This window comes from Delftia sp. CH05 (genome assembly GCF_009827015.1).
In the GTDB taxonomy this organism is placed as follows: domain Bacteria; phylum Pseudomonadota; class Gammaproteobacteria; order Burkholderiales; family Burkholderiaceae_C; genus Comamonas; species Comamonas tsuruhatensis.
In genome coordinates this window covers 1-20,433 of record NZ_WUMG01000040.1, presented here as the reverse complement: position 1 = coordinate 20,433, position 20,433 = coordinate 1, and the positions used below count along the sequence as shown (strand labels likewise).

17 protein-coding genes, 1 pseudogene and 1 riboswitch are annotated in these 20,433 nt (G+C 65.6%); of the genes and pseudogenes, 8 read left to right on the top strand and 10 right to left on the bottom strand.

Translation table 11 applies throughout. The features are described from left to right. Positions 1-76 precede the first annotated feature (76 nt). Together GRX31_RS23460 and GRX31_RS23455 are read right to left on the bottom strand one after the other, a co-directional pair. Entirely contained in the window at positions 77-370 is a 294-nt protein-coding gene (locus tag GRX31_RS23460; protein ID WP_074931994.1) for a hypothetical protein, read from the bottom strand. Further along, positions 351-1,037, bottom strand: a complete 687-nt coding sequence (locus GRX31_RS23455) for a helix-turn-helix transcriptional regulator (protein ID WP_160855145.1) — start codon at positions 1,035-1,037, stop codon at positions 351-353. The genes GRX31_RS23460 and GRX31_RS23455 overlap by 20 nt, the downstream gene beginning before the upstream one ends. A 321-nt stretch (positions 1,038-1,358) precedes the next feature. Here GRX31_RS23455 and GRX31_RS23450 point away from each other — a divergent pair, with 321 nt between their 5' ends. From GRX31_RS23450 to GRX31_RS23435, 4 genes are all read left to right on the top strand, one after another. After that, a complete protein-coding gene (locus GRX31_RS23450) occupies positions 1,359-2,570 on the top strand; it encodes an ABC transporter substrate-binding protein (protein WP_016449656.1) in 1,212 nt (403 codons plus the stop codon). Between the two features lie 190 nt (positions 2,571-2,760). Beyond that, the gene (locus GRX31_RS23445; RefSeq protein ID WP_017405711.1) at positions 2,761-3,945 is read left to right on the top strand and encodes an efflux RND transporter periplasmic adaptor subunit; all 1,185 of its coding nucleotides are present in this window, start codon (positions 2,761-2,763) and stop codon (positions 3,943-3,945) included. Positions 3,946-3,947: 2 nt separating this feature from the next. Next, positions 3,948-5,894 carry a MacB family efflux pump subunit gene (locus tag GRX31_RS23440; protein WP_017405712.1) on the top strand — a complete coding sequence of 649 codons (1,947 nt, stop codon included), beginning with the start codon at positions 3,948-3,950 and terminating at the stop codon, positions 5,892-5,894. A 1-nt stretch (position 5,895) separates the two neighbouring features. Beyond that, positions 5,896-7,269 (top strand): efflux transporter outer membrane subunit, encoded by a 1,374-nt coding sequence (locus tag GRX31_RS23435; RefSeq protein ID WP_160855144.1) that lies wholly within the window; start codon positions 5,896-5,898, stop codon positions 7,267-7,269. 38 nt (positions 7,270-7,307) lie between these two features. Here GRX31_RS23435 and GRX31_RS23430 read toward each other — a convergent pair whose 3' ends face one another. The 5 genes from GRX31_RS23430 to GRX31_RS23410 form a co-directional block, all read right to left on the bottom strand. Beyond that, complete coding sequence (locus tag GRX31_RS23430) at positions 7,308-8,360, bottom strand: porin (protein WP_160855143.1); 1,053 nt, start codon at positions 8,358-8,360, stop codon at positions 7,308-7,310. 335 nt (positions 8,361-8,695) lie between these two features. Continuing rightward, on the bottom strand, positions 8,696-10,639 hold the full coding sequence (thiC, locus tag GRX31_RS23425; protein ID WP_012204233.1) for a phosphomethylpyrimidine synthase ThiC: 1,944 nt from the start codon (positions 10,637-10,639) through the stop codon (positions 8,696-8,698). A gap of 267 nt (positions 10,640-10,906) precedes the next feature. After that, positions 10,907-11,032: riboswitch (TPP riboswitch) on the bottom strand. Positions 11,033-11,094: 62 nt separating this feature from the next. Beyond that, a complete protein-coding gene (locus GRX31_RS23420) occupies positions 11,095-11,757 on the bottom strand; it encodes a nitroreductase (protein ID WP_160855142.1) in 663 nt (220 codons plus the stop codon). Between the two features lie 62 nt (positions 11,758-11,819). Continuing rightward, a complete protein-coding gene (gene cysE / locus GRX31_RS23415) occupies positions 11,820-12,644 on the bottom strand; it encodes a serine O-acetyltransferase (RefSeq protein WP_160855141.1) in 825 nt (274 codons plus the stop codon). Positions 12,645-12,679: 35 nt separating this feature from the next. Next, complete coding sequence (locus GRX31_RS23410; RefSeq protein WP_126311757.1) at positions 12,680-13,507, bottom strand: RNA methyltransferase; 828 nt, start codon at positions 13,505-13,507, stop codon at positions 12,680-12,682. 216 nt (positions 13,508-13,723) lie between these two features. Here GRX31_RS23410 and GRX31_RS23405 point away from each other — a divergent pair, with 216 nt between their 5' ends. Next, complete coding sequence (locus GRX31_RS23405) at positions 13,724-14,638, top strand: inositol monophosphatase family protein (RefSeq protein ID WP_016453855.1); 915 nt, start codon at positions 13,724-13,726, stop codon at positions 14,636-14,638. Positions 14,639-15,069: 431 nt separating this feature from the next. On the opposite strand, the gene fusA is transcribed toward GRX31_RS23405, so the two are convergent. Next, on the bottom strand, positions 15,070-17,172 hold the full coding sequence (fusA, locus tag GRX31_RS23400) for an elongation factor G (protein WP_160855140.1): 2,103 nt from the start codon (positions 17,170-17,172) through the stop codon (positions 15,070-15,072). A 611-nt stretch (positions 17,173-17,783) separates the two neighbouring features. On the opposite strand from fusA, the gene GRX31_RS23395 reads away from it, so the two are divergent. Continuing rightward, complete coding sequence (locus GRX31_RS23395) at positions 17,784-18,134, top strand: ArsR/SmtB family transcription factor (RefSeq protein WP_160855139.1); 351 nt, start codon at positions 17,784-17,786, stop codon at positions 18,132-18,134. Between the two features lie 37 nt (positions 18,135-18,171). Here GRX31_RS23395 and GRX31_RS23390 read toward each other — a convergent pair whose 3' ends face one another. Next, positions 18,172-18,582 carry a hypothetical protein gene (locus GRX31_RS23390; protein ID WP_160855138.1) on the bottom strand — a complete coding sequence of 137 codons (411 nt, stop codon included), beginning with the start codon at positions 18,580-18,582 and terminating at the stop codon, positions 18,172-18,174. A 494-nt stretch (positions 18,583-19,076) separates the two neighbouring features. On the opposite strand from GRX31_RS23390, the pseudogene GRX31_RS23385 reads away from it, so the two are divergent. Next, a pseudogene (locus GRX31_RS23385) lies at positions 19,077-19,406 on the top strand (integrase core domain-containing protein); the annotation flags it as partial. On the opposite strand, the gene GRX31_RS23380 reads toward GRX31_RS23385, so the two are convergent. Beyond that, entirely contained in the window at positions 19,403-20,068 is a 666-nt protein-coding gene (locus tag GRX31_RS23380) for a hypothetical protein (protein ID WP_160855137.1), read from the bottom strand. The pseudogene GRX31_RS23385 and the gene GRX31_RS23380 overlap by 4 nt on opposite strands. A gap of 129 nt (positions 20,069-20,197) precedes the next feature. On the opposite strand from GRX31_RS23380, the gene GRX31_RS23375 reads away from it, so the two are divergent. Continuing rightward, the coding region (locus tag GRX31_RS23375; protein ID WP_160852530.1) for a transposase at positions 20,198-20,433 on the top strand (236 nt) is incomplete at its 3' end.

The window sequence follows — 20,433 nt, the reverse complement described above, 5'->3', positions numbered from 1 at the left end:
CCTGCGGGCTGCTTTTTATTTTTTCAGCCCCTTGAACCAGCGCTGAATCCGGGCCCGCAATTGCCGTTTGCCGTCATCACCCAACGGCATGCTGCTTGCCAGTTTCAGTGCCGCATCGACCTGTACATGGCCATGCTCCATCAGTGCCATACTCGTGGAAGCGAGTGCCTTCGCCAATGGATCCGTCGATCCGGTCCGCCAGATCCGGAGCGTTGAGCGGATAGATGTCCGCCTCTGCGGACATCTTGAAAACCGGCTCGGGATACGGGATGGAGCCCAGGATTGCCTGACTTCCCACGATGACGAATTCATACTCATTCGTCACATCCCCGCTCGCACGAATGATGTGCTCAAGATCCTCTCGGTTCATAGGCCCGCCCTGTATCTCCCAATGCAACGCCCCGCTTGAGATCCCCCACCTGCGCCCGTATCTGCTGGCGCACCTGTTCGGGCAGCACCGATGTCAGGGGCGAGGCCTGGCGCAGTTCCTGGGCCCTTCGCGTGCGGGCCAGGATGGTGCGCCAGCGGCCATTTTGCAAGACATCCTGCCACTGCCTCCACAGGCTGGCGGAATGCGAATCCCCCTGGCTCAACCACCTCTCCAACGTGTCCTGTGCCTGCTGCAGCAATGCCGGGTCAGATCGCACAAGGCGCACGGCTTCTTCATGCAATGCGAGGCTTTGCAGATCCTGCACTTCATGGCGCGCATCCTGCGCACGCACCAGAACCTGTACGACGGGCCTGGCATGGCGCGAACGGGCTGCGGCAGTTCCTGCGGGCGCGGGCTGCAGGGCGTCGCCCGCCAGCAATGCCAATTCTCCCCCTATGCCCAGTTCCGACATGACCCGCAGGTACGTGCCCATGGATGGCCCGGGATCGCCGGACTCGACTGCAGCGAGCGTGCTGCGGGATATGCCTACGCGCGAGGCCATCTCGACCGTGCCCAGCCCCTGCTCCTTGCGCAGACGCTTGAGCCGGTCACCGAACTGCAAAAGCAGTTGGCGCTGAAGAAGGGTGGACTTTTCTGGCGATTTCATTTGTCCATTATTCTAAGCAAAACCTGAATTTTTGATTGTTTTTCCAGACAAATTAATTCAAGTCCAGTGCTTTCGCATTCCCAGGTCAAGGAACGGAAAAGCAGGTCCTGACGCGCGCACAAGCCACGGCCGGGATACGCAGCGCATGGCGATCAATCAACGGGCCGGCCACGTTGCAAGGATGAGCGGCTGTACTGTCGCACCGGGGCCACCAAGCCCGTGCTTGCCCCAATGCGGCAGGCCCCTGTCCCTGCCAGCATGGAATCACCCGGCCCCTGCGCAACAGCAGCGGGCTTTTTCCATCCAAAGCAAGGAGACTTCATGCAGCAACGCCCCAAGACATCGCTGATGACACCGCTGGCCCTGGCACTGTGCGCCGCCGCACTGGCAACGCCGGCCCTGGCGCAGCAGGACAAGGTTCGGATCGGCTTCATCACCGACATGTCCAGTCTCTATGCCGATGTCGAGGGCAAGAACGGCGCCGTGGCGATACAGATGGCCATCGACGACTACGGCGGCAAGCTGCTGGGCAAGCCCATCGAGCTGCTGACGGCCGACCACCAGAACAAGGCCGACATTGCCGCCAGCAAGGCGCGCGAGTGGATTGACACGCAGGGCATCAGCCTGGTGTTTGGCGGCACCAACTCGGCCACGGCCCTGTCCATGGCCAAGGTGGCGCAGGAGAAAAAGCGGGTCTTCATCGACAACGGCGCGGGCAGCTCGGCGCTGACCAACGAGCAGTGCAGCCCCTACACCGTGCACTACGCCTTCGACACCGTGGCCCTGGCCAAGGGCACGGGCGCGGCCGTGGTGGAGGCCGGAGGCAAGAGCTGGTACTTCGTGACCGCCGACTATGCCTTCGGCCATGCGCTGGAGGCCGATACCACCAAGATCATCGAGGCGCGCGGCGGCAAGGTGCTGGGCTCGGTCAAGACGCCGCTGAACGCCAGCGACTTCTCCAGCTTCATGCTGCAGGCGCAGAACTCCAAGGCCCAGATCCTGGGCCTGGCCAACGCGGGTGGCGACACCATCAACTCCATCAAGGCCGCGCGCGAGTTCGGCGTGACCAAGGACATGAAGCTGGCCGGCCTGCTGGTGTTCTTCACCGACGTGCACAGCCTGGGCCTGAAGAACACGCAGGGCATGCAGTTCACCACCAGCTGGTACTGGGACATGAACGATGCCTCGCGCAAGTTCGCCGACGCCTTCATGGCCAAGACCCAGCGCCGCCCCAGCGAAATCCATGCGGCCGACTACTCGGCCACCATGAACTGGCTCAAGGCCGTGGAAAAGGCTGGCACGCTGGATGCCGACAAGGTCATGGCCACCTGGCGCGGCATGAAGATGGACGACTTCTTCGGCAGCGGCTACCTGCGCGAGGACGGCCGCTACGTGCACGACATGTACCTGATGGAAGTGAAATCCCCGGCCGAATCCAAGGGCACCTGGGACTACTACAAGCTGGTCAAGAAGCTGCCGGCCGAGCAGGTCTGGACCACCAAGGCCGAGAGCAAGTGCCAATATTGGCGCTGAACTTGCGCTGAACTTGCGGTGAGCCGAGGGGGCAGCCCGGCCGCTCCCTCTCCTCGCTTTTCTCCACTGAATCTCCATGCCTTGGTCAATGCCGGGACATCGAACCGCGCCAGACTGGTAAGTTCGAGCATCTGGCGCGGCGCCGGGCAGGGACTGTCTCCCCTGCGGCCGACCGCGCGGCAGGGGAAGAATGAAGTTCAATCGCAAATGGGCCATGGTCGCCGTCGCAGGCGCATGCATGGTCGCAGGCCTGGTGTGGTGGAAGGCCAGTGCCAAGCCCTCCACCCAATTCGCAACCGCACCCGTCACCGTCGGCGACCTGGAGCAGACCGTGCTAGCCGTGGGCCGGCTGCACCCCAAGGAACTGGTGGCCGTGGGCGCCCAGGTCTCGGGCCAGGTCAGGCGCCTGCACGTGGAGCTGGGCCAGAAGGTCAAGGCCGGCGACCTGATCGCCGAAGTCGATGCCCAGCCGCAGCGCATCAAGCTGCGCAATGCCGAGGCATCCGTCACCGCCTTGCAGGCCCAGTTGGCCGCGCGGCGCGCGGCCCTCGTCCAGGCCCGGCTGACCTTCCAGCGCCAGCAGGAGCTGCTGCAGGCCGACGCCACCTCGCGCGCCGACCATGAAGCCGCCAAGGCTGCGCTGGACACCGCGCTGGCCGATGTCGGCGCCCTTCAGGCACAGATCGAGCAGGCACGCACCCAGGTGGAGACCGAGCGCATCAACCTGGGCTACACCCGCATCGTCGCGCCCATGGACGGCGTGATCGTGGCCGTGGTCACCAAGCAGGGCCAGACCCTGAACTCCTTCCAGACCACGCCCACCATCGTCATGCTGGCCAAGCTCGACGTGATGACCGTGCGCGCCGAGATTGCCGAGGCCGACGTGGACAAGATCCAGCTGGGCCAGACGGTCTGGTTCACCACGCTGGGCAGCGGCCGCCAGCGCCACACCGCCACGATCGAGCGCATAGAGCCTGCGCCCGCCTCCATCGCCACGGACGCCACCGCTGGCGCAGCGACCGCCACCGGCGCCCAGGCCGCCAAGGCCATCTACTACAACGCCCAGTTCGACGTGCCCAACCCGGAAGGCAAGCTGCGCCCCTCCATGACCGCCCAGGTCACCGTGCGCGTGGCCCAGGCCGACAAGGCCGTGCTCATGCCGGCCGCCGCGCTGGGCAGCCGCGATGCCGACGACAACTACAGCGTGCGCGTGCGCGATGCCCAGGGCCAGGTCACCGAGCGCAAGGTGCGCGTGGGCCTGCGCACCAACGCCCAGGCCCAGGTGCTGTCGGGGCTGGAGCCCGGCGAGCAGGTGGTGATCGGCGAGGCCAGCCCCGGCGGCAAGCCGGCCGGCAGCGACCCGATGGGAATGTAAGCATGGACCATGCATTGCTGCAGATGCAGGGCCTGCGCCGGGAGTTTCCTGCGGGCGACACCACGGTGGCGGTACTCAAGGACATCGACCTGACCATCGAGGCCGGCGAGATGGTGGCCATCGTGGGCGCCTCGGGCTCGGGCAAGTCCACGCTGATGAACATCCTCGGCTGCCTGGACCATCCGACCTCGGGCAGCTACCGCATCGCGGGCCGCGAGACCAGCGAGCTGGGGCCCGACGCGCTGGCCGCGCTGCGGCGCGAGCACTTCGGCTTCATCTTCCAGCGCTACCACCTGCTGCCCGACCTCACGGCCCAGGGCAATGTGGAGCTGCCCGCCGTCTACGCGGCCACACCGGCCGGCGAGCGGCATGCGCGCTCGGCCGCCCTGCTCGAACGCCTGGGCCTGGCCGACCGCATGCAGCACCGGCCGGGCCAGCTGTCGGGCGGGCAGCAGCAGCGCGTGTCCATTGCGCGTGCGCTGATGAACGGCGGCGCCGTCATCCTGGCCGACGAGCCCACGGGCGCGCTGGACAAGGCCAGCGGCGAGCAGGTCATGCGCATCCTGCAGGAGCTGCATGCCGACGGCCACACCATCATCCTGGTCACGCACGACATGGCCGTCGCCGCCCACGCCACGCGCGTGATCGAGATCAGCGACGGCGCCATCATTGCCGACCGGCGCAGCACCCCGCACGAAGCCAGGCCGCCCGTGGAGCCGGCATCCGGCGCGCGCCGGGCCTCCTGGCGCGGACTGTCGGACCGCTTTGGCGAAGCCCTGCGCATGGCCCTGCGCGCCATGAACGCCCACCGCCTGCGCACCTTCCTGACCATGCTGGGCATCATCATCGGCATCTCGGCCGTGGTCTCGGTGGTGGCGCTGGGGCGCGGTGCGCAGCAGCAGGTGATGAACCAGATCAGCGAGCTGGGCACGAACACGCTGGACATCTTCCCCGGCAAGGACTTCGGCGACACGCGCGCGGCCGCCATCGAGACCCTGGTCGCCGCCGACGCCCAGGCCCTGGCCGAGCAGCCCTACGTGGACAGCGCCACGCCCAATGTGTCGGTCGGCGTCACGGCGCTGTACCGCGAGAACGCGGCCACGGCCCAGGTGACGGGCGTGGGCTTCGAGCACTTTCGCGTGCGCGGCCTGCGCCTGGCATCGGGCCGCTTCTTCGACCAGCGCGACGTGGACCTGCACGCCCAGGTGGCGGTGATCGACCAGAAGACCGCCACCGCCCTGTTCCCCACCAACCCCAGCCCGCTGGGCGAGGTCGTGCTGCTGGGCCAGATGCCCGTGGAAATCGTCGGCGTGCTCCGGCCTGCGCAAAACAGCTTCGGCGGCTCCACGCCCACCTTCTTCGTGCCCTACACCGCAGCCGCCACGCGCCTGGTCGGCAAGTACCACCTGGACAGCATCACGCTGCGCATCAAGGACGCGGTGCCGGCCGAGATCGCGCAAAAGGCCGCCACCAGCCTGCTGACCGAGCGCCATGGCACCAAGGACTTCTTCATCTGGAACTCCGACCAGATCCGCCAGGCCATCACGCGCACCAGCACCACGCTGACGCTGCTGGTCTCGGCCATCGCCATGATTGCGCTGCTGGTGGGCGGCATCGGCGTGATGAACATCATGCTGGTGTCGGTGACCGAGCGCACGCGCGAGATCGGCGTGCGCATGGCCATCGGCGCGCGCCAGTCGGACATCCTTCAGCAGTTCCTGATCGAGGCCGTGCTGGTCTGCATCGTGGGCGGCATCCTGGGTGTCTCTCTGGCGCTGAGCCTGGGCCTGGCAGTGAGCCTGTCGGGCTCCAGCTTCCAGCTCTCGTTCTCGGCCGCCTCCATCGTGCTGGCCGTGGCCTGCTCCTCCCTCATCGGGATCGGTTTCGGCTTCCTGCCGGCGCGCAGTGCTGCGCGCCTCGACCCCGTACAGGCTCTATCGAGAGATTGACATGCATATGCTGAAGACCGGCGTGCTGGCATGCGCAGTGGCCCTGGCCGGCTGCGGCGCCATCACGCGCACAACCTACGAGGCGCCGCAGGTGGCGCTGCCCGCACAGTTCGAGCATGCGCAGCCCTCGGCGGCCGCGCCTTCGCCCGAGGCATGGTGGCGCGCCTTCGGCGATCCGCGCCTGGATGCATGGATCGACATGGCCCTTGCGCGCAACCCCGACCTGGCAACGGCAGGCATCCGTGTGCGCCGCGCCGCGCTGCAGGCGCAGCTGGCGGGCCGCGCCCTGCTGCCGCAACCCGGCGGCACGCTCAGCACCGGGGCCAGCCGGCCGCTGTCCGGCAGCCCGCGCAGCACGCTGGAGACGTCCAGCGCCACGCTGAGCGTGGGCTGGGAGCTGGACCTGTTCGACCGCCTGGGTGCCCAGCGCGATGCGGCCGTCTTCGAGGCCCAGGCCAGCGAGCAGGACAGGCAGGCCGTGGCCCTGTCCCTGGCGGCCACCACCGCCAGCCTGTACTGGCAACTGGCCCTGGCCAACGAGCGCCTGGAATTTGCGCGGCAAAGCCTGGAGTACACACGCCGCACCGGCGAGCTGGTGGAGGCGCAGTACCGCAGCGGCGCCGTATCCAGCCTGGAACGGCGCGAGGCCCGGCAGGCGCTGGCCGAGCAGCAAGCGCTGCTCAGCCAGTACACGCAGTCCCGCGCCGAACTGCGGCAGGCGCTCAACGAGCTGCTCCTGGGCGCCGAGGCACCCGGTGGCGAGCCGCAGGCCCTGCCCACGGGCGCGCTGCCTGCCATTGCCGCAGGACTGCCCGCCGAACTGCTGGGCCGCCGCCCCGACCTGCGCGCCGCCGAACTGCGGCTGCGCGCCTCCCTGGCCAGCAGCGATGCGGCCACCGCGCGCTACTACCCCACGCTGTCGCTGACCGGCAGCCTGGGGGGCTCCAGCAACTCGCTGCTCGACCTGCTGGCCAACCCCGTGGCGGCCCTGGGCGCCAGCATGACCCTGCCTTTTTTGAACGTGGGCGAGATGCGGCTGAACACCGCCATTGCGCGCAACCAGCATGAAGAGGCCGTGGTCAACTTCCGCAAGTCGCTGTACGCCGCGCTGGCGGAAACGGAAAAAGCCCTGTCCGCCCGCACCGAGCTGGCCAGCCAGGAGCAGGCACAGCAGCGCGTCATGCAGGAATCGGCAGAAATCACCCGCCTGTACGAGGCACGCTACCGCGCAGGCCAGGTACCCCTGCGCACCTGGCTGGATGCGCAGGAGCGCAGCCGCAACGCACAGCTGGCCCTGTCGGCCCTGCACCTGGCGCAACTGCAAAACCAGGTGACGATCAACAAGGTGCTGGGCGGCGGATGGCAAGCCCCTTGAGCAAGGGCCGGCAACCTCCGCCAAAGTGCCCGCCCCGGTCAGAACGAATGCGCCATGCCCAGGTACAGGCCGGTCTGGCTGCCGCCCGGCGCCGGGTTGTTGTTGGTGGTCTCCACCGAGAAGTTCGCATTGCCGCCATTGCGCACATTGCCCACGCTGGCGTACAGCAGCGTGCGCCTGGACAGCGCGTAGTCGGCGCCCGCCATGAACAGGTTGGCGCTGCCGCCGCCGTTGTTGACCGTGGTGCGGTAGCCCGCCCCGATCAGCGTCAGCGGGCCTGACACCTTGTAGCGCGCGCCCATCCAGTACTGCCGCGCCTTGTTGGGCACGCCAGCCGCGCTGTCGGGCGCGGACAGCTGCTCATAGCCCGCGAACAGCTTGAGCGCGGACAGCGTCACCGTGCCGCCCAGCGTCAGGTTGCGGGATGTGGTGTACAGATCGCTGAAGCGGCCATTGGCATCGCGGGCCACGTCGTAGATGGCGCGCAACTCGAACGTGGGCGCGGTATAGGACACCGACAGCGCATCCTTGCGCAGCCGCGATGCGCCCTGCGGCTGCTCGCCCAGGCCGGTCAGCGCCAGCACGCGCAGGCCGCCCCAGCTGGGCGTTTCGTACGAGACCATGTTGTCATGCCCGCCCCAGTTGCGCCCCCGCACCAGCGTGGCCGAGCCGATGAACTGCTGGCCCGTGGGGTCCAGCGCCCAGTGCGCATCCGAGATCGACAGGTCCTTGCCCAGCTTCAGCGTGCCCCAGCCGCTGCGCAGTCCCACGAAGGTGCGGCGGTTGAAGAAACCTGCGCCGTTGAACCTGGCATCGTCGATGCTGAAGCCCGACTCCAGCGTGAACAGCACATGCAGCCCGCCGCCCAGGTCCTCCTCCCCCTTGAAACCCAGCATGCTTGTGCCCCACTGGTTGCCCACGGCCCGCCACAGGCTGCCGGAGCCCCCCGTGGCCGGGTCGTACACATTGTTCTGGTAGTCCACCCCCGCGACCACACGCCCATAGAGCGTGACCGAACTCTGGGCCTGGGCCGCCAGGGCCGTGCCCAATGCAAGCGCCGTGCCCAGCCATTGAATGGTTCTTCTAGCCATGTCGTCTCCTCCTCCCGATTGCCAGTTGGCGAAAGCCCTCGCCACGAGGGCCAGGGCGTACTGAAGTCCTTGCCGGCCACGCGTGGAAACTGTGGCCGTACAGTCAGCGCGTTCATGTTCTTGTGCCTGCGAAGCCTGCGGGGGCAACGCCGGTAACGGCTGGCCATGGAATTCTCGGAGGGAGAAGGTGGCTGGAGATAAACGATTCGGCGACGGACTGATCCTCAGCCATCACGGACCGCTAGGTGTTTTCCCAAGGAAAGGCCGCCGCGCCATCCACGGCGGCCACCGGGCCGCGCATTGCACGCAGCCCGGATCGGCTCAATGCCGCGCGATCAACGCGCTGTCGTATCGCTGCTGGCCGCCACGATGGGGATATAGAACTCTCCGCCCGCGCGGTTGAATTCCTCGGCCTTGGCCTGCATTCCGGCGGCAATGCCTTCCTGCTCGGCCACGCCCTTGGCGGCGGCGAATTCGCGCACTTCCTGGGTGATCTTCATGGAGCAGAACTTGGGGCCGCACATGGAGCAGAAGTGCGCCACCTTGGCGCTGTCCTTGGGCAGGGTTTCGTCGTGGTAGGCCTGGGCGGTGTCGGGGTCCAGGCCCAGGTTGAACTGGTCCTGCCAGCGGAAGTCGAAGCGGGCCTGGCTCAGCGCGTCGTCGCGGGCGCGGGCGCCGGGGTGGCCCTTGGCGACGTCGGCGGCGTGGGCCGCGATCTTGTACGCGATGATGCCCTGCTTGACGTCGTCGCGGTCGGGCAGGCCCAGGTGCTCCTTGGGCGTGACGTAGCACAGCATGGCGGTGCCGAACCAGCCGATCATGGCCGCGCCGATGGCGCTGGCGATGTGGTCGTAGCCGGGGGCGATGTCGATGGTCAGCGGGCCCAGGGTGTAGAACGGCGCCTCGTGGCAGTGCTTGAGCTGCTCGGTCATGTTGGCCTGGATCATGTGCATGGGCACGTGGCCGGGGCCTTCGATCATGGTCTGCACGTCGTGCTTCCAGGCCAGTTGGGTCAGCTCGCCCAGGGTCTTGAGTTCGGCGAACTGGGCTTCGTCATTGGCGTCCGAGGCGCTGCCGGGGCGCAGGCCGTCGCCCAGCGAGAAGCTGACGTCGTACTGCTTCATGATGTCGCAGATGTCCTCGAAGTGCTCGTACAGGAAGCTCTCGCGGTGGTGGGCCATGCACCACTTGGCCATGATGGAGCCGCCGCGCGAGACGATGCCCGTGCGGCGCTGGGCCGTGAGGTGGATGTAGGCCAGTCGCACGCCGGCGTGGATGGTGAAGTAGTCCACGCCCTGCTCGGCCTGCTCGATCAGGGTGTCGCGGAAGATGGGCCAGGTCAGGTCCTCGGCGATGCCGCCCACTTTCTCCAGCGCCTGGTAGATGGGCACGGTGCCGATGGGCACGGGCGAGTTGCGGATGATCCAGTCGCGCGTGGTGTGGATGTTCTTGCCCGTGGACAGGTCCATCACGTTGTCCGCGCCCCAGCGGATGGCCCAGACCAGCTTCTCGACCTCTTCCTCGATGCTGGAGGTGACGGCCGAGTTGCCGATGTTGGCGTTGATCTTGACCTTGAAGTTGCGCCCGATGGCCATGGGCTCGATCTCGGGGTGGTTGATGTTGGCCGGGATGATGGCGCGGCCGCGCGCCACTTCGTCGCGCACGAATTCGGGCGTGATGATCTTGGGGATGGCGGCGCCCAGGCCGTTGCCGGCCAGGCGCGCCTCGCGCGCGGCGTCCTGCTGGTACTCGGCCATCCATTCGCGGCGGCCGTTCTCGCGCAGGGCCACGTACTCCATCTCGGGCGTGATGATGCCCTTGCGCGCGTAGTGCATCTGGGTGACGTTGCCACCGCTCTTGGCGCGGCGCGGCTGGCGCTGCAGCGATGCGGCCTCGGCCCGCAGGCGGGCCACGCGCTCGTCCTCCTCGCCGCGCTTGCCGCCGTCGTCCAGGGCCTGGCGCAGGCGGCCGGCGTAGTACTCGCTGTCGCCGCGCGACTCGATCCAGGCATTGCGCACGCCCGGCAGGCCGCTGCGCACGTCGATGGCCACGGCCGGATCGGTGTAGGGGCCCGAGGTGTCATAGACGCTGACCTGCTCGCCATTGGTCAGCTGGATATCGCGCACGGGCACGTTGAGGCCGCTGTGCAGGCTGCCTTGCAGATAGCTCTTGGTGGAGGCCGGGAACGGCTTGCGCGACTGCGCCAGCAGGTCGGAAAAACGCTGTGCGTCTGGAGCTTCGCCGGCTGCGGGGGTGAAGATGGAATCGGGAGCGTTCATGTCGGGTTCCTTGCGTTCAAAGCGTCGATCAACAACGCTCCGGGAACCGGACACACTCCTTGGGCTGTGCCAAAGGCCGCGCACCGGGCTATGCCAGTGTGGGCCTGCCAGGGCCGTATGGCCTTGGCCCCTGGTTGCCACGCACGCCAAGGCGCACGAGCAGCCTTGGTTGGCAAGGGTCGATGCGCATCGGATGGTGGCCTGCCTGGCCGTTGCGGCCCTGCGTGTATCCGCCGTGGCGGACTTCCATCCTCTGACTTCGGCCCCGCTTCAGGGTCCCGCTCTTCTTCCGCCGGTATCAACCGGATCAAGTTCGTCGGGTTCGCCGCCTGGCCCATGCAGCGCATGGACCGGTTGGCATCTCAGTGCATCAGCACACCCCGGAGCAGCGGCAAGTATAGGGGATGGTTGGAGGCCCATCGCCTGCGGGTTTGCCCAGGGGCCATGCGCCGCCGTCAGTCAAAGCCGCGCAGCGCACCCCATTCGGCCAGCGGAGCGCGCGTGGCGCGCCAGCCGTTGATGGGGGCGCTCTTGTCCTCGTAGCCCAGCGCAATGCCGAAGGCCACGTGGTAGCCCTCGGGCAGCGCCAGCGCCTGGGTCACGGCGTCGTTGTAGCGGCGCCAGAAGCCCTGGGCGCAGGTGGCCAGGCCATTGGCGCAGGCCAGCAGCATGAAGGACTGCAGGTAGATGCCCAGGTCCACCCACTGCGGCAGGCCCATGCGCTCGTCCACCGCCACGATCAGGCCCACGGGCGCGCCGAAGAACTGGCCGTTGCGCGCCAGCTGCTCCAGCCGCGCGGGCTTGTCGTCGCGCGGAATGCCCAGCGACTGGTACAGCTCTTCGCCATTGGCAAAGCGCCGGCTGCGGTAGGGCTCCCAGAGGTTGGGCGGGTAGGACAGGCCGGGCTGGGCGTCCTGGGGCTCGGCTTCGGCAACGGCGGTCAGCAACTGCTGCAGCGGCTCGCCCGTCAGCGCCAGCACGCGCCAGGGCTGCAGGTTGCCGCCCGAGGCCGCATTGGCCGACTGTTCCATCAGGGTGCGCACCAGCGCCGCATCGGGCGACTGGGGCAGGAAGGCGCGCACGGAGCGGCGCGCATGCAAGGCCTGTTCAACGTTCATGCTGGTCGGAGTCTCCGGTCTTCTTGGGGGATCTTGGGGATCTTTGGTGATCTTGTGCAGGCCTACTTGCCCATGATCTGGTCGATCTTGTCCTTCTGGAAGGCCTGCGGGCGCTCGGACTCGCAGGGCACGCAGTCGCCCACCTTGCTGCCGGCCGAGAGCTTGGCAATCGCCTCCCACAGCAGCGCGATCTGCTGCTCATGCGCGGCCGCGCCATCGCTCAGGCCGCGCATGGCCTGGGCCACGGGGTCCATTTCCTGGGTGATGCCGTAGGCCGTGAAAGGCTGGGGCGCGGCGGCCGACGGGACCTTGATGGACTCGGCCTTGGCCAATGCCGGGTCGTGCTCGGTCACATCGGCGCTGTGGCCGTTCTTGCTGGCGATGATGCGCGCCGGAATGCCCACGGCCGTGGCGCCTGCGGGCACGGGCTTGATGACCACGGCATTGCTGCCGATCTTGGCACCGTCGCCCACCTCGAAGCCGCCCAGCACCTTGGCGCCCGCGCTGACCACCACGTCGCGGCCCAGCGTGGGATGGCGCTTGGCGCCCTTGTACAGCGAGGTGCCGCCCAGGGTCACGCCGTGGTAGATGGTGCAGCCGTCGCCGACCACGGCCGTCTCGCCGATGACGACGCCCATGCCGTGGTCGATGAAGACGCGCTCGCCGATGACGGCGCCGGGGTGGATCTCGATGCCGGTGAGCCAGCGGCCAATGTGCGAGATGAAGCGCCCCAGCCACTTGAGGCCATGGTTCCAGCACCAGTGCGCCGGGCGCTGCAGCCAGATCGCATGCAGACCCGGGTAACAGGTGATGACCTCCCAGGTGCTGCGTGCCGCAGGGTCGCGGTCGAGGATGCACTGGATATCGGAGCGCAGGCGGTCAAGCATCTAGGGGCTGGTTATTGTTGACAAGACCGCTCAGTCTAGCGTTTCGGTGGGGTGCTCTGCAGCATGGCCTTCGCAACACCGCGCAGGATGTGGATTTCCTCGGCGGTCAGTTGCGAGCGGTTGAAAAGCTGGTTGAGGCGCGGCATGAGCTTCTTGGGCGCAGCCGGATCAAGAAAGCCGATATGCGCCAGCGCCTGCTCCCAATGGCCCAGCATGCCGGCCACCTGGGCCGCGTCGGCGCGCTGCGGCGCGGGCGTGTGCTCCACCACGGGAAAGCCGCCCAGCGCCTGGCGCCATTCATAGGCCACCACCTGGATGGCCGCCCCCAGGTTCAGCGAACCGAACTGCGGATTGGACGGAATCGACAGCGCCACATCGCTGCGGTAGACATCGTCGTTGCTCATGCCGAAGCGCTCGCAGCCGAACAGGAAGGCCACGCCCGACTGGTTGCAGCGCGGCGCGGGAGCCGGTGCCGACACGGATGCATCGGCGGTCGGCGCCGCTTCATCGGGCGCATCGGCCTCATCGGGCGCAGCCAGCACATCCAGCGCCCCGCTGAGCAGCAGCTCGAAATGCTGGCGCGGCGTGCGCGTGGGCGGGCCGAAGTCGCGCGGCGTCATGGCCGTGGCGCACAGGTGGCTGATGCCGTCCAGCGCCTCCTCCAGCGTCTCGACCACGCGCGCATTGCCCAGCACGTCCAGCGCGCCGCTGGCCCGCTGGATGGTCTCTTCCTTGCGCAGCACGTTGGGCCAGCGCGGGCGCACCAGCACCAGGTCGTCAAAGCCCATGGTCTTCAAGGCGCGGGCGGCGGCACCCACATTGCCGGCGTGGCTGGTTTCTATCAGTACGAATCGGGTTTTCATGGCGTCGCTGGCCTGCCGGCGCCGGCAGAGCCCCCAAGACGGGACAGGTTGCGCAGCACAAAACGGACAAGGCGGGTAAAATTGCGCGCTATTGTCGCCGCCCCGCATCGCCGGACGCGGCTTTTTCCGTTCTTACCCGCGTCAAACAGCCTGCTTTTGCCAGAGAGGACCGTCCTCTCCTTGCACAGCCGCTGCTCCGCCTACGCCTCACAATCTATGTCGACCAACCTGCATCCCATGCTCAACGTGGCCATCAAGGCCGCACGCGCCGCCGGCGCCATCATCAACCGCGCGGCTCTTGACGTGGAATCCGTGCGTGTCGCACAAAAGCAGGTCAACGACTTTGTGACCGAGGTGGACAAGGCGGCCGAGCAGGCCATCATCGAAACCTTGCTGGGCGCCTACCCGGGCCACGGCATCTTGGCCGAGGAATCGGGCAACGAGTTCGGCGCCAAGAACTCCGACTACGTCTGGATCATCGATCCGCTGGACGGCACTACCAACTTCATCCACGGCTTCCCCGTGTACTGCGTGAGCATTGCCCTGTCCTTCAAGGGCAAGGTGGAGCACGCCGTGGTGTACGACCCCTCGCGCAACGACCTGTTCACGGCCACGCGCGGCCGCGGCGCCTACCTGAATGACCGCCGCATCCGCGTGTCCAAGCGCATCCAGCTCAAGGACAGCCTGATCTCCACCGGCTTCCCCTTCCGCCGTGGCGACAACTTCAAGCAGTACATGAACATGCTGGGCGACGTGATGCAGGAAACCGCAGGCGTGCGCCGCCCCGGCGCCGCCGCGCTGGACCTGGCCTACGTGGCAGCCGGCTTTGCCGATGGCTTCTTCGAAAGCGGCCTGCAGATCTGGGACGTGGCCGCCGGCAGCCTGCTGGTGACCGAGGCCGGTGGCCTGGTCGGCAACTTCACGGGCGAAGCCGATTTCCTGGAGCAGAAGGAATGCCTGGCGGGCAATCCGCGCATCTATGGTGCGCTGGTCGGCATCGTTGGCAAGTACAGCAAGTTTGCTTCTGCTGGTGAGAAGGCGGGGGTGCGGCAGGCTTTGGCGGATTCTGGTGAGGCGGCTCCGGCTGCTGAGGCTGAGGCTGCTGAATCTGAGCAGCAGCCTGAGGCCTGATTCCGGCTTCTCCTCTCTTATGAAAAACAGCTCCTTCAAGGAGCTGTTTTTCATTGAGCCTTTGGATTTGGGACGGGGCGCTTGTTTTTGTCCCTGCCGGGGGGTTGTTTTTCGAGGCCGGGTCTCGGCCCGGCGGCCGACTGCCCTTTCTTGATTCGCCAAGAAAGGTCAGATCAAAGAAGGCGACCCGAATGTCCACGTCCCTTCGCTTCGCTGCGGGCAACCTGCGCCGGGCCGCCTGCGGGGTTCGCCGTGAAACTCACTTCGCGCTGCGCGCTACGTTCAAACAATCACGGCGAGTCAGATGACCAGGCAGTCCTGTCCTGCGGCAGGACTGCAACCCCGCAGGCGGCCCGACGCAGGCGTGGACATACGGGAGGGGTGCAGGCCACGGCCATGGCCTCACGGCCTGGCCTGTGGCGCAGACTCTTTTACTTGACCCGCGCGTTGATCACGGCCTCGGCCACGTTGCGCGGTGCTTCGGCGTAGTGCTTGAACTCCATGGAGTAGGTGGCACGGCCTTGCGTTTGCGAGCGCAGGGAGGTGGCGTAGCCGAACATTTCGGACAGGGGCACTTCGGCCTTGATGGACTTGCCGCCGCCGGCCATGTCGTCCATGCCCTGCACCATGCCGCGCCGCGAGGACAGGTCGCCCATGACGGTGCCGGCGTAGTCCTCAGGCGTCTCGACTTCCACGGCCATCATGGGTTCCAGGATGACGGGGCTGGCCTTTCTCGCCGCTTCCTTGAAGCCGAAGATGGCCGCCATCTTGAAGGCCATTTCGTTGGAGTCCACGTCGTGGTACGAGCCGAAGGTCAGCGTGACCTTGACGTCCACCACGGGGTAGCCGGCCAGCACGCCGCTGGTCAGGGCCTCGACCACGCCTTTTTCCACCGCAGGGATGTACTCGCGCGGCACCACGCCGCCCTTGATGGCGTCGACGAACTCGAAGCCCTTGCCGGGCTCGTGCGGCTCCACCGTGAAGACCACGTGGCCGTACTGGCCCTTGCCGCCGGACTGGCGCACGAACTTGCCGTCCACATCGGTGACTTTCTTGCGGATGGTCTCGCGGTAGGCCACCTGGGGCTTGCCCACGTTGGCTTCCACGTTGAACTCGCGCTTCATGCGGTCCACGATGATTTCCAGGTGCAGCTCGCCCATGCCGGCAATGATGGTCTGGCCCGATTCCTCATCGGTGCGCACGCGGAACGACGGGTCTTCGGCCGCCAGGCGCGACAGGGCGATGCCCATCTTTTCCTGGTCGGCCTTGGACTTGGGCTCCACGGCCTGGGCGATCACGGGCTCGGGGAAGACCATCTTCTCCAGCACGATGGGCGCGGACGGGTCGCACAGGGTCTCGCCCGTGGTCACGTCCTTCAGGCCCACGCAGGCAGCGATGTCGCCGGCGTGGATTTCATCGACCTCCAGGCGTTCATTGGCATGCATCTGCACGATGCGACCGATGCGCTCCTTCTTGTCCTTGACGGAGTTGAGCACGCTGTCGCCCTTGTTGAGCACGCCCGAGTACACGCGCACAAAGGTGAGCTGGCCCACGAAGGGGTCGGTCATCAGCTTGAAGGCCAGGGCAGAGAATTTCTCGCTGTCATCGGCATGGCGCACGATGATGGAGCCGTCTTCCGCATGGCCTTCCACGGGCGGCACTTCCAGCGGGGAAGGCATGAGCTCGACCACGGCGTCCAGCAGGCGCTGCACACCCTTGTTCTTGAAGGCCGAGCCGCACAGCATGGGCTGGATCTCGCCCGCAATGGTGCGCAGGCGCAGGCCGCGCAGGATGTCGGCCTCTGGCAGGTCGCCCTCTTCCAGGTAGCGGTTCATCAGGTCTTCGCTGGCCTCGGCAGCCGCCTCCACCATGGACTCGCGCCACTTCCTGGCGTCTGCCACCATGGCTGCGGGAATGTCCTGGTACTCGAACTTCATGCCCTGCGTGGCCTCGTCCCAGATGATGGCCTTCATCTTGAGCAGGTCCACCACGCCGGTGAACTGCTGCTCCGCGCCAATGGGCAGCACGATGGGCACCGGGTTGGCCTTGAGGCGGTCGATCATCATCTGCCGCACGCGCAGAAAATCCGCGCCCGTGCGGTCCATCTTGTTGACGAAGGCCAGGCGCGGCACCTTGTACTTGTTGGCCTGGCGCCAGACCGTCTCGGACTGCGGCTGCACGCCGCCCACGGCGTCATAGACCATCACGGCGCCGTCGAGCACGCGCATGGAGCGCTCCACCTCGATGGTGAAGTCCACGTGGCCCGGGGTGTCGATGATGTTGATGCGGTGCTGGTCAAAGCGGCCGTCCATGCCCTTCCAGAAGCAGGTGGTGGCCGCCGAGGTGATGGTGATGCCGCGCTCCTGCTCCTGCTCCATCCAGTCCATGATGGCGGCGCCTTCGTGCACCTCGCCCAGCTTGTGGCTCACCCCGGTGTAGAACAGGATGCGCTCGGTCGTGGTCGTCTTGCCGGCATCGATGTGCGCGGAGATACCAATGTTGCGATAGCGTTCTATGGGGGTATGGCGGGCCATGAAAGGACTCCTGGGTGCTGCGAAAGCGTAAGTGCGTGATCTGCCCTAGGGTCTGCTCACGTTAATCTGCGGTCGCGAAGCGGTCTGCCAGCGTGCCAATCAAGGCGCGCGACGCCGTGCGTGTGCCCACACGCACAAGGAGCGCAACGCCGAGTGGCGCGCTGGCAGACCGCTTCCCTTCGGGTTGGCTGGTTGCGGGGCCGTCTGCGGCGTTGCACGCGCTTGCAAGGCACGAGCCTTGCGGCGCACGTGCGCCTTGCATACGACCCCGCAACCAGCCAACGCGATCCACAGATTAACGTGAGCAGACCCTAAGGTCGGATTCTCGCGGGGGTTGAATGAGGGTTGATGACAATTGGAATGTACGAAGACAATCGTACTATCTTCCGCAACTTCTTGCAGAACGATCCATGTTTTCACCACGCCATGCCCCTGTCTGCCAGATAACTGCCCGCGCCACGCCGCATCAGCGACGTGCGGCATTGCTTCCATGGCACAGTGGCGCCCCATCGACAGGATTGCGACTTGCGCAAGAAGGAACGCTACCAGCGTTCTTCCACAGGGCACAGCGCATTGCTGCAACCTGTTTGCACAAGTCCTGAGGACGATTCATGCTTGCCAACCACCCCGACCGCGAACAGATACGCCTGGAAAACCTGCTCAACGCCCTGGGCAACCCCCTGCGCCTGGCCGTGGTGCGCGCGCTGGCCGCAGGCCATGAACGCGCCTGCGGCTCGCTCTTGCAGGGCCAGTCCAAGTCCACCATGACCCACCACTGGCGCGTGCTGCGCGACAGCGGCGTGATCTGGCAGCGCCCCGACGGCCGCGAAAACCTGCTCTCCCTGCGCCGCGAAGACCTGGACGCGCGCTTTCCCGGCCTGCTGGACGCGCTGCTGCAAGCCCTGGCCGAAGACCCGCTCACCGAACAGACCACGGCCGCGCACCTCAAACCCTGCCTTTGAAACCCCGCCCCTGCAACGCAGGCGGCAGCCCTGCGCCCTACCCCTTCCCGGCAAGCGCCGCAGCAACGCCCTCGTCCGCAAACCGCTTGGCCGCCTTGAGCAGATAGCTCACGGCATAGAGGATGTGGTCGTCGGCCTCGTCGCCATTCAGATGGTCCACCACCTCAATGGCATAGCCCAGGTCCACCGCCGTGTCGTGCAGCAGGCCCAGCAGTTCCTTGTCCTGTGGCTCCAGCGACTGCGCCTGATCTGCCTTGGCGTAGTAGATGCGCAGCAGGTCGCGGCACACGCAGTTGATGGCCGTGACCTTGTGGCTGGCGTGCAGCTCCAGCACTTCGAGGGCAGCGCCCAGGTGCAGGACGGCGTCGATGGCCAGGTCGTCGAGTTTGGGTTGGGGAATGGCGGCGAAGGTTGGCTGCTCCAATGAACCTGGGTGTGCGTGAGTCATGGCTCACAATTCTTGGTTCTCAGGGGGAACGGGGCCACGTTTTCTTTAACTCATGGCTGCCGCGCAATCGATCAGCGCCGGCGTCAAGAGCAAGGCACCGCTGGCTAACCTTGCCGATATCGAGCATTCGCCCATGGGCAACGTGGAGCGGGGATAGAACAAGCCGGACACCAGACCTTCAACCCAGGTTCCAACTTGTATGAAATCTGTGCTTTCCGTAAATGCTGCGCTTGATCAACTGGAGACCTTGGTCGGCAAAGACATCTCCTTGGTGGGCATCTTGCGATTGGAGTTCGAGGGGACGGCTCTGGACCACTTCCCACTGTCGGAACGCCGCGTAGCGAAAGATGGTGGCCCACGCGAACCGTCAAGTGTGTGGCTGAGCGCCGGTCCAGGCGACCTTCAGTTCAACGATGTGCAGCTTCAGCGATGGCACGGGAAGCGAGTCACGGTAGTTGGCACTTTGCTTGGTCCGGATGAAAAGTTCGGAGGTTGTGGGCATTTCTCTGCGTGGGCTGCTGACCGACAATGGTTCGGCCTTCCGGTCCAGAGAGTTTGCAGCTACTTGCAAGACATTAGGCGTTAAGCACAAGTTCACCAGATCGAACCGGCCACAGACCAATGGCAAGACTGAGAGGTTCATCCAATCAGCGCTGCGCGAGTGGGCCTATGGGTGGACTTACCAGAACTCAGCGCAGCGGACCAACGCGCCGGCGAGTTGGCAGCATCACTACAACTGACACAGGCCCCACAGTGACATTGGTTACATCGCCCTGATGTCCAAGCTCAAATCTGCAAATAACCTCTTGAAGGTTTACAACTAGTTAGAAATCTTCCTATTCAGTTTTCCTCCAATATAAGCAATTATCAATCTTTTATTAGCAGAGTCTACCCGAAAATGAATCCTGCCAGCCAGCCCACCAGTGAACCTAATATGCCAATCGAATAGCTCTTTTTTTCCAGTGGAATCATCCATCACCCAGCAAAGATCCTGTCGCGTTTCTGCTTCGGGACTAGCCTTTGATGAAAATTCTGGCCATGGACTTTCTACCTTCCAGGCATCCACATCTTTTGCCAAAGAGGCTAGTGACAAAATAGCTTGTTGAAACGGTATCCCGCTACCACCCAGTGCAACAAGATCTTTTTCCACCCTAGGCAAAAAGTGCAGCCCAGGAAAACGATCCTCTTTTTCGCGCCACACTTGTGCAGCGCTCTGGACCGAAGTATATCCAAGTAGTTTTAGCCAACCTTCGTGCTCATCCGCATGAGCAGCTTGACTGGCATTTCTAGTACGGCTATCGATATCAAGCAAATTCCCGTCATCGTCGAGCCTACGGAACGATATCTCAACCCATTCCTTAGACCAGTCCGGATGTGCATCAAAGCTGACTGTCGCAGAATCCAGCAACGTTGCCCAAGCAAGAGCACTGGAATAAATTTTTCCCGGACGCGTCTGGAACTCCATGCCTGCAATTTCTTCAGACATCCCATCCTTGAATCCTTCGGAAAATGGAGAGCGATCACTGAGAGCTCTCAAGAAGCCCCACTCTTCCTTAAGAGTGGCTAACACCACTTCGTCACAGGCCCCCGCAGAGCAGTTATGCTCGCTGCCCTCATGGCACGACGACCTGTAAGCAAAGAACTGTGGCGACAGCTACAACCCCTCATCCCTGCCTTCGTACCTTCCGCCAAAGGCGGTGCGCGCAAGCTCGCAGTCAGCGATGAAGCCGCCCTCAACGGCATCCTGTTTGTGTTGCAAACAGGCATTCCGTGGGAAGACCTTCCCCAATCCCTTGGGTACGGCAGCGGCATGACTTGCTGGCGCCGCCTACGCGACTGGAACGCCGCTGG